The sequence below is a fragment of the Pseudomonas marginalis genome (genome assembly GCF_001645105.1).
GTDB lineage: Bacteria > Pseudomonadota > Gammaproteobacteria > Pseudomonadales > Pseudomonadaceae > Aquipseudomonas > Aquipseudomonas petroselini.
This window is the reverse complement of sequence record NZ_LKEG01000025.1, coordinates 98,634-112,262: the sequence shown is the minus strand read 5'-3', so window position 1 is coordinate 112,262 and position 13,629 is coordinate 98,634. Positions and strand designations below refer to the sequence as shown.

Here is a 13,629-nt window from a genome sequence, read left to right as displayed (position 1 = left end):
GTTGGGGCTGCTTCGCAGCCCAGCGCGGGGCAAGCCCGCTCACTACAACAGCTCTAGCTGGGCATGGGGCGGGCGACAGCCTACAAGCACCTGAAGCAACTCAAGGGCTGACCTGCCATTGCGGTTTCGGAAGCTCTTGTGGTGAGCGGGCTTGCCCCGCGCTGGGGCGCGAAGCGGCCCTGATCCAGTCAGCGCATTTTTTCAGGTANAAGCACCTGAAGCAACTCAAGGGCTGACCTGCCATTGTGGTTTTGGAAGCTCTTGTGGTGAGCGGGCTTGCCCCGCGCTGGGGCGCGAAGCGGCCCTGATCCAGTCAGCGCATTTTTTCAGACAAACATCACTCCTAGGTGTTGGGGCTGCTTCGCACCCCAGCGCGGGGCAAGCCCGCTCACTACACCCATCACTTTTTTGCACAACGCTCGGGTATTTTTGGGCGTTCTGCTCTGATTTATGCGTGCCTATACTCGGTCCAGCCTCTCGGCCCAGCCGAGGGGCAGTCCCACAACAATAATTAAGGACACCCACCATGACCCAGCCCTTCCTGGCCGCTCGGGATTTCCTGCTCGCTCACCGCACCGACTACGCCACTGCCGTACGGGATTTCCGCTGGCCGCAACTGGGCGAATTCAACTGGGCCCTGGACTATTTCGACGCCATGGCCGAGGGCAATCCGGCCAATGCGCTGTGGATCGTCGAAGAAGACGGCAGCGAGCAGCGTTACAGCTTCCAGCAGCTGGCCGCGCGCGCAAACCAGGTGGCCAACCACCTGCGCGCCCTCGGCGTGCGGCGTGGTGATCGCGTGCTGTTGATGCTCGGCAATGATGTGGCACTGTGGGAAACCATGCTCGCCGCGTTCAAGCTTGGGGCGGTGGTCATCCCCGCCACGGCCCTGCTGAACGCTGATGACCTGCGCGACCGGATCGAGCGCGGGCAGGTGCGTCACTTGGTGGTCGGCGAGGCGCATGTCAGCAAGTTCGCCGGCCTGGCGGACGGTTGCAGCCGCATCTGCGTGGGTTCGGCGCCTGCCGGCTGGGTCGCGCACAGCGCCGCCTTTGCATACCCCGAACACTTCGAGGCCGCAGGCCGCACCCTGGCCACCGACCCGATGCTGCTGTATTTCACCTCCGGCACCACGTCGAAGCCGAAGATGGTGCTGCACAGCCACCAGAGCTACCCGGTGGGGCACCTGTCGACCATGTACTGGATCGGCCTGCAACCGGGTGACCTGCACCTGAATATCTCGTCGCCGGGCTGGGCCAAGCACGCGTGGAGCTGCCTGTTCGCGCCGTGGAATGCCGGCGCGTGCATTTTTATCCATAACGTCGCGCGTTTCAGCGCCCCCACCCTGCTCAGCACATTGGAACGCTACGGCGTGACCAGCCTGTGCGCGCCGCCCACGGTGTGGCGCATGTTGATCCAGGAAGACCTGGCCAGCTACAAGCCGCGCCTGAGCCTGCGCGAACTGGTCGGCGCCGGCGAGCCGCTGAACCCGGAAATCATCGAACAGATCCAGCAGGCCTGGGGCTTGCCGCTGCGCGATGGTTTTGGCCAGTCGGAAACCACCGCGCTGGTGGGCAACACCCCTGGCCAGTTGCTCAAGCCCGGTTCCATGGGCCGCCCGTTGCCGGGCTACCAAGTGGCCTTGCTCGATCCCGATGGCAACCCCGGCACTGAGGGCGAAGTCGCCCTGCCCCTGGACGTACGCCCGCTCGGCCTGATGCTGTGCTACGAAGACAGCCCGGAAAAAACCGCCGAGGTCATGCGTGACGGCTACTACCGCACCGGCGATACCGCGCAAATCGACGCCGACGGCTACATCACCTTCGTGGGCCGCGCGGATGATGTGTTCAAGGCTTCCGACTACCGCATCAGCCCTTTCGAACTGGAGAGCGCGCTGATCGAACACCCAGCAGTGATGGAAGTTGCCGTAGTGCCCAGCCCCGATCCCTTGCGCCTGGCGGTGCCCAAGGCGTTCCTGATATTGGCCCACGATGCCCCCGGCAGCGCCGAACTGGCCCAGCACATCCTGGCCTTCGCCCGTGAGCATTTGGCGCCTTACAAGCGGGTGCGGCGTATCGAGTTCGTCAGTGAACTGCCCAAGACCATCTCCGGCAAGATCCGCCGGGTGGAACTGCGCCAGATGGAGGTGCTGCGCCGCCAGAGCGATACACGCGGCGAGCAGGAACATTTCGAGGAAGATTTTGGCTGAAAAAAAGCCCGGCGACCTCACAAGGCATCGCCGGGCAAAGTGAAGCGACCAGCTTCAGAAACGCGGTTTGACGGTCTTCCAATCCGGTTGGTAACGCTGCATCTGTTTCACGTCATCGCGCTGGCGGATGCCGCAACTCAGGTACTGGTCATGCAGCTTGCCCAGTTGATCATGGTCAAGTTCAAGGCCCAGCCCCGGCGCGCGGGTGAGCGTCACACAGCCATCGACAATCGGCACTTTGCCGCCCTTGATCACCTCCTCGTCCGGTTCCTGCCAGGGGTAATGGGTGTCGCAGGCGTAATCGAGGTTGGGGACCGACGCGGCCACATGCGCCATCGCCATCAGGCTGATGCCCAGGTGTGAGTTGGAGTGCATCGACACGCCCAGGCCGAAGGTCTGGCACATTTTCGCCAACGCTTGAGTGTCGCGCAGGCCACCCCAGTAGTGATGGTCGGCGAGTACGATCTGCACGCTGTCCTGGGCCACGCTGCGGCGGAACTCGTCAAAGTCGGTGACCACCATATTGGTCGCCAGGGGCAAGCCCGTACGTGTGTGCAGTTCGGCCATGCCCTCCAGGCCGGGGGTCGGGTCTTCGTAATACTGCAGGTCATCGCCGAGCAGTTCAGCCATGCGAATCGAGGTCTGCAGCGACCAGTTGCCATTCGGGTCAATGCGCAGCGGCACACCGGGGAAAGCCTTTTTAAGCGCCTTGATGCAGCGCACTTCATGTTCCGGCTCCAGGGCTCCGGCCTTGAGCTTGATGCTTTTGAAGCCATAGGCGTCGATCATCCGCCGGGCCTGGGCGACGATCTGCTCTTCGTTGAGCGCTTCGCCCCAGCTATCGGGCTTGTAGGGCGAGTCGATGTGTTCGGCGTACTTGAAAAACAAGTAGGCACTGAACGGGATCCGGTCGCGGATCGCCCCACCGAGCAAGTCCACCAGCGGCACGTTCAAGGCGTGAGCCTGGAGGTCGAGCAAGGCCACTTCGAACGCCGAATAGGCATTGCTCACCGCCTTGCTGGCATGGGAGCCCGGCGCCAGTTCCGCGCCGCTGAGGCTCGCGGGTTTGTGCGCGGCCACCGTGGCTTGGACGATGGCGCGCAGCCCGTTGAGGTTGAAGGGGTCCAGGCCGATCAGTTGCGGCTGCACCTGCTGCTGGATCGCCAGCGCCGGGGCATCGCCGTAGCTTTCGCCGAGGCCGATGTAGCCGGTGTCGCTCTCGACTTCGATGATCGAGCGCAGTGCGTAGGCTTCGTGGATACCGCTGGCGTTGAGCAACGGTGGGTCGCGAAAGGCGATAGGTGTGACGGTAACGCGGACGATTTTCAAGAGGCGGCTCCCTGTGGGCCTGGACGCAAGGCGTGTGGGTGAGTAGTCGGTGTGGACGTAGGCGGCACTGCGCCGCTCGGTGCGGTACGGGCAAAAAACACCACCACCGCCGCCACCAGCGATGTGGCGGCCAGGCCATACAGCCCGCCTTCGATGGAGCCGGTGGTCTGCTCCAGCAAACCGAAGGTGGTGGGTGCGACGAAGCCGCCCAGGTTGCCGACCGAATTGATCAAGGCAATCACCGCCGCCGCGATCCGCGCATCCAGGTAACCCTGGGGGATCGGCCAGAACAAGGCAGAGGCGGCCTTGAAGCCAATCGCGGCAAAACAGATGGCGATAAAGGCAAACACCGGCCCGCCGGTGGTGGACATGAACATGCCGAAGGCGGCGATCACCAGCATCAGCGCAACCCACGCCTGCTGATGTTTCCACTTGCTGGCCAGGGCGGCGAACGCGTACATGGCGACGATGGAAATCAACCACGGAATCGAGTTGAACAGGCCCACCTGGAAGTCGCCCAAATCGCCCATTTTCTTGATCATGCTGGGCAGCCAGAAGGTGGCGCCGTAAATGGTCAGGGCAATGGAAAAGTAGATAAAGCAGAACAGCGCGATCTGTTTGTCCGCCAGCAACTTGAACATCGACGGCCGGGTGGCCTGGGACGCTTCACGGGCCTGCTGTTCAAGGTCGATGGCGCTGACCAGCGCCTGTTTTTCTTCGTCGCTGAGCCACTTCGCCTGATGCGGATGGGATTGCAGCCAGAACCACACAAACCCGCAGAGCAGGATGGAAGCAAAGCCCTCAATCAGGAACATCCACTGCCAGCCATGCAGACTCAAGCCGTTGACGTGCAGCAGCGCCCCCGACACCGGCCCGGAAATCACCGATGCAATCGCCGAACCACTGAGGAAAATCGCCATCGCCTTGCCACGCTCGGCCGCCGGCAGCCATTGGGTGAAGTAGTAGATGATGCCGGGGAAAAACCCGGCTTCGGCAGCGCCAAGGACAAAGCGCAGGATATAGAAACTGGTTTCACCTTTGACGAAGGCCATGGCCATCGCGGCCGCGCCCCAGGTGAACATGATGCGCGTCAGCCAGGCCCGTGCGCCGTAGCGCTGCAACAGCAGGTTGGAGGGCACTTCGAAGATCGCGTAGCCAATGAAGAACAACCCGGCACCCAGGCCATAGGCTGCCGCACCAATGCCCAGGTCGGTCTCCAAATGGCTGCGCACAAAGCCGATATTGACCCGGTCGATGTAGTTGACGATGAACATCACCACAAACAACGGCAGGACATGACGCTTGACCTTGGCGGCCGCGCGGGCGAGCACGTTAGGGTCTGGCGGATTCTGGAGGGTATCCAAGGGCAACTCCCACTCATTATTGTTTTAGGGACGCTTGAAGCATGGACGCCAGAGATTGTTCCCGTCTAATCTAACTTGGCATTCGATTGATACCGGGATTAGATCAATGTTCGAGCTGACTCAACTGCGCTGCTTCACCACCGTGGCCACCGAGCTGAATTTTCGGCGCGCGGCCGAACGCCTGAACATGACCCAGCCGCCCCTCAGCCGGCAGATCCAATTGCTCGAGCATCACTTGGGGGTCGAGTTGTTTACCCGCACCACTCGCAGCGTGGCACTCACCGCCGCCGGCCGGGCGTTTTTCATCGAGGCGCAGAACCTGCTGGAGCGCGCCCAGCAAGCGGCCGTCACCGCGCGCCGCTTCGCCGAGGGCGATATCGGTACGGTGAACATCAGCTTCGTCGGCAGTGCGGTGTATGAGTTTTTGCCCAGGGTCATCGCCGAGGCGCGGCTCAAGCAGCCCCACGTCAAAATCGACCTGGCGGAAATGAACACCTACCAGCAATACGAAGCCCTGCGCGCCCGCCGCATCGACCTGGGTATCGTCCGCGCGCCGTTGCTGGAGCCGGGGTATGCCACCGAATGCCTGGTGCGCGAACCCTTCGTGCTGGCGGTGCCGAGCAGCCACCGGCTGGCCAATACCGAGACGGTCAGCGTGCACGACCTGGACGCCCAGCCCTTCCTGATGTACGCCCACTCGGCCTACCCGCCGTTCAACGAACTGCTGACCGGCCTGTTGCGCTCGGCACGCGTTGCGCCGGAGTACGTGCAGTGGCTGGGCTCATCCCTGACCATCCTGGCGTTGGTCAACGCCGGCATGGGCCTGGCGCTGGTGCCGCGTTGCGCCAGCAGCGTGGTGTTCAAGAACGTGGTGTTCCGCGATATAGACCTGGGCGAAGGGGCACAGAGCGAGCTGCACTTGATCTGGCGCGAGAACAATGACAACCCGGCGTTTGCGATGTTGCTGGACGGGATTCGCAACGCCGTGCGCGACGGCTGGGCAGACTGACTGCGCACGCCCGACGCCCCGGTGCTGCACGCGTCGGGCAAGGGCAGTCACCGGGTCAACGTCACGCGCGGCAGACAGGTCAACGCGGCGGCGGCTGCACGGCCTCAAACACCAACCCATGGCTGTCACTCACCTGCCAAGGGTTGGCTGCCCCGGTCTGGCTGAATACCACGTGGTCGAAGCGCGAGTCTTTCAACCCGTCAATGCGCGCCTTGGCCGCGCCACTGAACCGCACGCGCTCGAACACCAGGCCCTGATGATAGGCATTGTGCTGGGCGTCGCCCTTGACTTCGATCGCAGCGCCCTGGGCATTCTCGACGCTGACATCACTGACGCGGATGTCCTTGAACTGCCCTGCCACCGTCGAGCGTTGGTAGTCGAGCTTGGCGTTCGGGTCGTTGTAATCCAGGGTAAAAATGAACGCCTGCTTGACGGTGTTGCGGATCGCCGAGTCGCGGAATGTCACGTTGCGCGCGCCGCCGCCCATGAAGTTGGTGCTCTTCATGCGCAACCCGGCATCGGTGCCGTCGGACACGTTGTCTTCGGCCAGGATGTTCTGGATCCAGGCGCCGGTGTGGCTGCCGGCAACCACCATGCCATGGCCCTTACGGAAGTAGTTATTGAAGATCCACGCAACCTCCTGCGGCCGCTGGTGCACCGCGTCGGCCCCGGTGCCGGCGGCAAAATTGACGCAGTCATCGCCGGTGTCGAAGAAGTTATTGAACACCATCGCACCCTTGCTGTTGGCGAACTCGATGCCGTCACCGTTGTTGGCGTCATACGTGGTGTGGGTGGTGTTGGCCAGCACCACGTTTTCGGTCTCCAGGTTCATGATGCCGTGGAACGCTGGGTTCAATACGGTAAAGCCACCGTAAAACACGTTTTTCACGTTGCGCAGGGTGATCAGCGAAGAGCGCATCTGCCCGTAGGCGTCCTTGACGTTCATGCCCCGCGCCACCGCTTGCTCCACTTGAGCCTTGGCCAGCAGGCCATCCTGCAGGTAGCGCGTGTTGTCGCTCGGCACATAGAACGGCAGGGTTTGCCCGCGCTCGTCGCGTACATCGGCGTTACGCTTCCAGCCGTTGCCGTCGAGGGTGCCCTTGCCGACGATGCGGATGTTCTCGAACGTTTGGTGCTGACGCGGATCGCGCGGCAGTGCGTTGATCAGCGAGGCCGGACGCACGGTGCTGGAATACGGGTATTGGATATACCCCGCCAGCGGGTAATCCTCGGCGCGCTCGGAACCCAGCAGGGTCGCGCCGTCAGCGATCTCCAGGGTCATGTTGCTCTTGAGGTAGAGCGCCCCGCTTTTGTAGGTGCCTTTGGGCAGCAACACTTTGCCGCCCACCGTGCAGGCATCAATAGCGCGCTGGATCGCCAGGGTGTCGAGATGAATACCGTCGCCCTTGGCGCCATAGTGCTTCACGTCGAACACCACCGGGACCGGCGTGGTGCGTTGCAGCACGGCGGCACTGTCGGCCGATTCCTTGCCGCTGCTGTCGACCGAGCGCACGGTAAACCGGTACTGGGTGTCCGGCTTCAGGCCTTGGGCGGTGTAACTGTGAATGCCGATGCGATGGTGAAAGTTCGCCCGGTCCTGTTGGTAGAAATGGTCAATGTAGGGTTTGGCCGGCGACACTTGGTCGTTGTTGGCGTTGGCGCTGCCCAGTAAGGCGCCGTTGGCGTAGACCCGGTAGTCCTTGATGCCGTCATGCGCGAGGGGTTTTTCCCAGACCAGGATGATCTGCTGGTCGTCATAGGCCAGGGTCGGCACTTGCAGCTTGGACGGTGCCTGCAGCGCCCATGACAGCGGACTGCAACCGAGGGCCGCGATGGCCAGCAGCCAACGGGTCGAGGTTTTTTGCGAGGGTTGATGCGGCATGTTGTTCTCCTTGTTTTTGCCGGTTATCACACCGAGGGCGTTAAGCCTGCCGCCCGGCTTCTTCGAGGTATTGACTGCGATTGACGAAGGTCTCTCGAGGCATTTCCCGCACATCCATGGACAGCGCTTCAACCTGCGGCAGCACTTCGATCAGGGCGCCCAGTGTCGCCGAAGCGAGGCTGCGTTGTTGCTCGGCGCTGCGCCCGGCGAACAGGTACAGCGCCACATGCACGAAGTCGTCTTGCGTCGTACCGCAGCGGTAATGGGTGAAGCCGTTGAGTCGCACTTTGATGTCGCCCGGCTTGAATAGGCCGAAGCTGTCGAGGGCATCGTGTACGGTGGTCAACAGGGTGTGTTCGCCGATGCGCTGGGCCAGGGTGGCAGGGCAATCGATGATGCAATGGGGCATGGTGGATCCTCATGGTGGACTGTGGACGCCGTCGAGCTTCAGTGATGCAAGCGGGGCTCGACAGCGCCCACAGTTGAGCCTCGCAGTGGCTTTATTGGGCGCCGAGGGCCTTGATCAGCACGTCGAGTTGCTCCACTTCTTCAGGCAACAGGTCGGTCAGCGGCGCGCGCACCGGGCCGGCGTCGTGGCCGACCAGGCGTGCGCCTGCCTTGACGATGCTCACGCCGTAGCCTTCACAGCGGTTACGGATGGCCAGGTACGGCAGGAAGAAATCATCGATCAAGCGCCCCACCGTGGCGTGATCGTCGGCAGCGACGGCGCGGTAGAAATCCATGGCAGTTTTCGGGATGAAGTTGAACACCGCCGAGGAGTACACCGGCACGCCGAGGGCCTTGTAGGCCGCCGCGTAGACTTCGGCGGTCGGCAGCCCACCGAGGTAGGTCAGGCGATCACCCAGGCGGCGACGGATCGACACCATCGACTCGACCTCGCCAATGCCATCCTTGAAGCCGATCAGGTTAGGGCAGCGCTCGGCCAATTGCTCCAGGCTGTCGGCGTTGAGGCGGCACAGGTTGCGGTTGTACACCACTACGCCGAAATCCACCGAGTTGCACACCTGCTCAACGTGGGCCACCAAGCCTTTCTGGCTGGCTTCGGTCAGGTAGTGGGGCATCAGCAGAATCCCGGCGGCGCCCAGGCGCTCAGCTTCCTGGGCATAGGCGATGGCCTGGCGGGTCGGGCCCCCTGCCCCGGCAAGGATCGGCACCTGGCCTTTGCAGGTGTCGACGGCCGTCTTGATGATCTGTGTGTATTCCTTGGCTTCCAGGGAGAAAAATTCCCCGGTGCCGCCAGCGGCGAACAGCGCGCTGGCGCCGTACGGCGCCAGCCATTCCAGGCGGCGGGCATAGGTGTCGGCGCGGAAGTCACCGGCCGCGTCAAAGTCAGTAACAGGGAACGACAGCAAGCCGGAAGACAGGACTGTTTTTAGTTCTTGTGGCGTCATGGTTCGCAAACCTCAGATCGAAAATGAAGGGATACCTTAAGAGGTACGTCATCGTACAACTATATAAATACTTAAGCCAACGAGATATTTCACCTAACGGTAATTTGCGGTAATCATCAATAAAACATGCTGATTAATGCCGGACGCACAGAAGTACGCCCAGCAACTCAATGACCATGTTGTACGATGACCTTGCTTTTACTAACTGGCTTGACGCCGCTCGGACGCCTGACTGAAGTCTCGACTGGCCTGCACCAGCATCCGCGTATAGTCGTGTGCCGCCAGGTCCTGGCTCAGGCCCTGACTGTCGAGGAGTTCGACAATCCGCCCCTGCTGCATCACCGCTACGCGGTCGCACAGGTGCGTCACCACCCCCAGGTCGTGCGTCACCATCAGGTAGGTCAGCTTCTCCTGCGCGCGCAGGTCGGTGAGCAGGTTGAGGATTTCGGCTTGCACGGAAACGTCCAAGGCCGAGGTCGGCTCATCCAGCAACAACACGCGAGGCTCAAGGATCAGCGCCCTGGCGATGGCCACGCGCTGACGCTGGCCGCCGGACAATTGATGCGGGTAACGGAAGCGGAAGCTGTCATTCAGGCCGACCTTGCGCAGGATCTCGTCGATCCGGTCGTCCTTGTCCCCTACCCCATGGATAATCAACGGTTCACGCAAGGCGGTATCGATGGTGTGTCGCGGGTGCAAGGAGCCGTAGGGGTCCTGGAAGACCATCTGCACTTTGCGAAAATGCGCCTTGGGAATCTTGTGTTGCAGCGGTGCGCCGGCAATGCTCAGCTCACCGCTCCACTGCCGGTATTGCCCGGCCAGGCAGCGCAGCACGGTGGTCTTGCCCGAACCGGACTCCCCCACCAGGCCAAAGGATTCGCCGTCGGCAACACTGAGGCTGACATCGTGCAGCACGTGATTGAGACTCGCGCCGGTGCCGAAACTCAGGTTGAGCGCGTGGGCTTGGATCATGGGCATGGTCAGGTTCCTCAGTGGGTCAGCCAAAGCGGGTCGCGCAGGAGCACCGGCAGGTGCACGCGGCGGTTGTCCATGCTTGGCAATGCGGCCAGCAGGCCACGGGTGTAGGGATGTTCGGCGTATTGCAGGTCGCACGCCGCCAGGGATTCCACCACGCGTCCGGCGTACATCACCAGCACGCGGTCGCAGTAGTTGCGGACCAGGTTGAGGTCGTGGCTGACGAAGATCAGGCCCATCTGCTGCTGCTCCACCAACTCTTCCAGCACGCTGAGCACTTGCTGGCGTACCGAGACGTCGAGGGCCGAGGTGGGTTCATCGGCAATGATCACCTCCGGGCGGGTGATGACCATCATCGCGATCATGATGCGCTGCCCCATGCCGCCCGAGACTTCGTGGGGGTAGAGGTTGTAGACCCGCTTTGGATCGCGGATATGCACCTGCTCCAGCATCTGCATGACCCGCTCACGGGCCTCGCTGCGGCTGGCCTTGTGGTGGGCCAGGTAGGCTTCGGCGATCTGGTCGCCCACCTTGACCACCGGGTTCAACGAATACTTGGGGTCTTGCATGATCATCGAAATGCGCTGGCCGCGAATCTTCTGCATGGCTTTTTCGCTGGCCGAGAGCAGGTCGACCTCACCAAACGCCATGGCTTTGGCGCTGATCCTCGCGCTCGGCGGGTGCAGCTTGAGCAGGCTGCGGCCGACCGTGGATTTGCCCGAACCGGACTCGCCGACGATCGCCAGCTTTTCGCGGCCCAGGGCAAACGACACATCGCGCACGGCATGGGTTTCTTTCTGGCCATTGAAGAAGCGCACGTTGAGCCCTTCGACGTTCAATTTGATGGCGGACATAGGTGTGGCTCCGTTATTCGCTACGCGGATCAAGAATGTCCCGCAGGCCGTCGCCCAACAGGTTGAATGCCAGGCTGACCAACATGATTGCCGCCCCCGGCACGGCGACCAGCCACCAGCACTCGAGCATGTAGCGGCGCCCGGTGGAAATCATCGCGCCCCACTCCGGCAGCGGCGCCTGCGCGCCCAGGCCGAGGAAGCCCAGGGCTGCCGCCGTGAGGATGATCCCGGCCATGTTCATGGTCAGGCGGATGATCACCGACGACAGGCACATCGGCACGATATGGCGCAGGATAATCCGCGCCGGCGACGCCCCTTGCAGCTCCACGGCCACAACGAAATCGGCATTGCGCAGCGACAGGGTTTCCGCCCGCGCCAGGCGTGCGATGGGCGGCCAGGAGGTCAACGCAATCGCCACCACGGCGTGTTCCAGGCCAGGGCCGAGAGCGGCGATAAACGCCAGGGCCAACACCAGGCTGGGGAAGGAAATGAAGATGTCGGTCAGGCGCATGAACACCGTATCCACGGCGCCGCCGAAGTAGCCCGACACGGTGCCGATAAACAGGCCGATGGGGCCGACGATCACCGTAACCAACGCAATGATGTACAAGGTGATGCGCGAGCCGTAGACCAGCCGGCTGAAAATATCCCGGCCATATTCATCGGTGCCGAACCAATGTGCTGCGCCCGGTGCCTGCAAGGCGTTGGCGAGGTTCTGCGCGACCGGATCATGCGTGGCGATCCACGGCGCGAACGCCGCCACCACGATCAGCAGCAACGCCACCAGCAGGCCGGCCAGGGTCATGGGGTTACGCAACAGGTGGCGCAAAATCCGCACGCCGCTCTTGCACAAGGCATCGAAGCTGGAGCCGGGCGTACGCTCGGCCCGCCGCTTCAGGGTGGAATCAATCGAAGACAGGTTGGCATTCATCAGCATGTTCTCTGTGTGAATTCAGGAGTGCCGGGCGTACCCGGCCCGACTCAGCGCGCCTTGTAGACACCCAGGTAGCGGGTGGCCTCGGCGTCGTCACCGCTGAAGCCCTTGACGTCGGCGGCGCTGACCACGGTGTCGGTCATTTGCGAGATCATCAGGATCGGCCCGACCTGTTGGTCATAGAGGGTCTGCGCCTGGTGATACAGGCTGATGCGCTGCGCCGCGTCACGCGTCACGCCGGCCTTGTCGATCAGGCTGTTGAGCGGCGGGCTGAAGAACGAGGCGCGCCAGCCCTGGAAGTTGGGCAAGCCGGCGTCATCACTGTTGTTGGGGTTATAGGCGAACGTGCGCAGGCTGAAATACGGATGGGGATAACGCTCAGCCCCACGCGCCACAATGATCTCGAAATTGCGCGCCCGCATCGCGCCGTAGACCTGGTTGCCGGTGCCGGTGACGATGCTCGCCTTGATCCCGCCTTCGGCCAATGTCGCTTGCAGGCGCGCGGCGATATCAATGAACGGCGGCTCCGACAGCGTGCGGATAGTGGTTGTGAACCCCTCGGGATACCCCGCCTCGGCAAGCAGCTTTTTCGCCTTCGGCACATCCATGTGATAGCCCGGATCCGGCAAACGCGCCGCCAACCCCAACTGCATCGGCTGCTGATTGAGCGTGCCGTAATACGGCATCACCTGCTCATCCAGGCCCTTGTAGTCGATCAAGTTGCGCACTGCTTCACGCACCTGGGCCTTCGCGAACTCGGGTTGCTTCATGCTCATGGCGACGTAGTACATCGTGCCGCGCGGCAATGACTGCACCTGGATCTTGTCCGAGCCGTCGATGGCGCGAATGTCCGGTGCGGCCATGCCATACGCCAGGTCGAGGTCGCCGCGCTCAAGCATCAGGCGCAGCGACTGGGACTCGGTCATATGCCGCACCACCACACGCTTGAGCTTGGCCGCCCCGCCCCAGTAGCCGTCGAACCGGGTCAGCAACAGCGAGTCGTTGGCGCTCCATTTGGTCAGCACGAAGGGGCCGCTGCCCGCCTCATTGGTCACCAGCCAACCGGCCCCCAGGTCACCGTTTTTCTCGTGGGCCAGGGCGGTCTTGCGGTCCACCACCACGGCGCTCGGCGAGATGGCCAGCGAGTCCACCAGCAGCAGCGGGTCCATGGTCTGCGGCAGGTCGATGACCAGCGTGTGGGCATCCGTGGCGCGGATCAGCGACTGAATATTCTCAACGCTGTAGCCGTAGGCTTTCCAGGTGGTGGCCAGGCCGAAATTGAGTTTCATCACCCGGTACAGCGACCAGGCCACATCCTCGGCGGTCAGCGGGTTGCCGGAGTGGAACTTCACGTCCTGGCGCAGATGAAAGGTCACTTGCTTGCCGTCTTCGCTGATGTCCCAGCGTTCGGCCAGTTGCGGCAGGTGCTTTTCCGGGTTGCCCTGGTCGCGCTTGATCAGTGTGTCGTAGAGATTGGCGTTGACCCCGGAAGCGTCGAGGCCGGGCGCGTTGGCCGGGTCGATGGAGAACAGGTTGACCATGCTCATGCCCACGATCAGTTGATCGGCCGGGGTCTTGGCCTGGGCCAGCGTCATCGGGCCCAGCGCCAGTGCGGCCGCCAGCAGGCTCAGGCGCAGTGTTGAAAATGCAGTCGTCATTGA

Annotated in this window: 11 protein-coding genes; 2 read left to right on the top strand and 9 right to left on the bottom strand. The window is 62.7% G+C overall.

The genetic code is table 11. The features are described from left to right. The first annotated feature begins 526 nt into the window (after nt 1-526). Nucleotides 527-2,209 (top strand): AMP-binding protein, encoded by a 1,683-nt coding sequence (locus AO064_RS04640; RefSeq protein WP_064052572.1) that lies wholly within the window; start codon nt 527-529, stop codon nt 2,207-2,209. Nucleotides 2,210-2,263: 54 nt separating this feature from the next. On the opposite strand, the gene AO064_RS04635 is transcribed toward AO064_RS04640, so the two are convergent. Together AO064_RS04635 and AO064_RS04630 are read right to left on the bottom strand one after the other, a co-directional pair. Then, nucleotides 2,264-3,538 carry a glucarate dehydratase family protein gene (locus AO064_RS04635; RefSeq protein ID WP_064052571.1) on the bottom strand — a complete coding sequence of 425 codons (1,275 nt, stop codon included), beginning with the start codon at nt 3,536-3,538 and terminating at the stop codon, nt 2,264-2,266. Beyond that, nucleotides 3,535-4,902 carry an MFS transporter gene (locus tag AO064_RS04630; protein WP_064052615.1) on the bottom strand — a complete coding sequence of 456 codons (1,368 nt, stop codon included), beginning with the start codon at nt 4,900-4,902 and terminating at the stop codon, nt 3,535-3,537. Before AO064_RS04630 ends, AO064_RS04635 begins: the two co-directional genes overlap by 4 nt. 106 nt (nt 4,903-5,008) lie before the next feature. Here AO064_RS04630 and AO064_RS04625 point away from each other — a divergent pair, with 106 nt between their 5' ends. Beyond that, the gene (locus AO064_RS04625; protein WP_012723516.1) at nt 5,009-5,911 is read left to right on the top strand and encodes a LysR family transcriptional regulator; all 903 of its coding nucleotides are present in this window, start codon (nt 5,009-5,011) and stop codon (nt 5,909-5,911) included. A gap of 79 nt (nt 5,912-5,990) precedes the next feature. Here AO064_RS04625 and AO064_RS04620 read toward each other — a convergent pair whose 3' ends face one another. The 7 genes from AO064_RS04620 to AO064_RS04590 all read right to left on the bottom strand — a co-directional run bounded on the left by AO064_RS04620 (nt 5,991) and on the right by AO064_RS04590 (nt 13,626). Next, nucleotides 5,991-7,793 (bottom strand): glycosyl hydrolase family 28 protein, encoded by a 1,803-nt coding sequence (locus AO064_RS04620; protein WP_064052570.1) that lies wholly within the window; start codon nt 7,791-7,793, stop codon nt 5,991-5,993. A gap of 40 nt (nt 7,794-7,833) precedes the next feature. Next, the gene (locus AO064_RS04615; RefSeq protein ID WP_064052569.1) at nt 7,834-8,202 is read right to left on the bottom strand and encodes a 5-carboxymethyl-2-hydroxymuconate Delta-isomerase; all 369 of its coding nucleotides are present in this window, start codon (nt 8,200-8,202) and stop codon (nt 7,834-7,836) included. A 91-nt stretch (nt 8,203-8,293) separates the two neighbouring features. After that, nucleotides 8,294-9,205, bottom strand: coding sequence for a 5-dehydro-4-deoxyglucarate dehydratase (gene kdgD / locus AO064_RS04610; protein ID WP_046035395.1), 912 nt, complete (start codon nt 9,203-9,205; stop codon nt 8,294-8,296). Nucleotides 9,206-9,406: 201 nt separating this feature from the next. Further along, nucleotides 9,407-10,183, bottom strand: coding sequence for an ABC transporter ATP-binding protein (locus AO064_RS04605; protein WP_012723512.1), 777 nt, complete (start codon nt 10,181-10,183; stop codon nt 9,407-9,409). Nucleotides 10,184-10,194: 11 nt separating this feature from the next. Then, entirely contained in the window at nt 10,195-11,034 is an 840-nt protein-coding gene (locus AO064_RS04600) for an ABC transporter ATP-binding protein (RefSeq protein WP_064052568.1), read from the bottom strand. Nucleotides 11,035-11,047: 13 nt separating this feature from the next. Next, the gene (locus AO064_RS04595; RefSeq protein ID WP_012723510.1) at nt 11,048-11,965 is read right to left on the bottom strand and encodes an ABC transporter permease; all 918 of its coding nucleotides are present in this window, start codon (nt 11,963-11,965) and stop codon (nt 11,048-11,050) included. Between the two features lie 50 nt (nt 11,966-12,015). Next, entirely contained in the window at nt 12,016-13,626 is a 1,611-nt protein-coding gene (locus tag AO064_RS04590) for an ABC transporter substrate-binding protein (RefSeq protein ID WP_064052567.1), read from the bottom strand. Between the last annotated feature and the right edge of the window lie 3 nt (nt 13,627-13,629).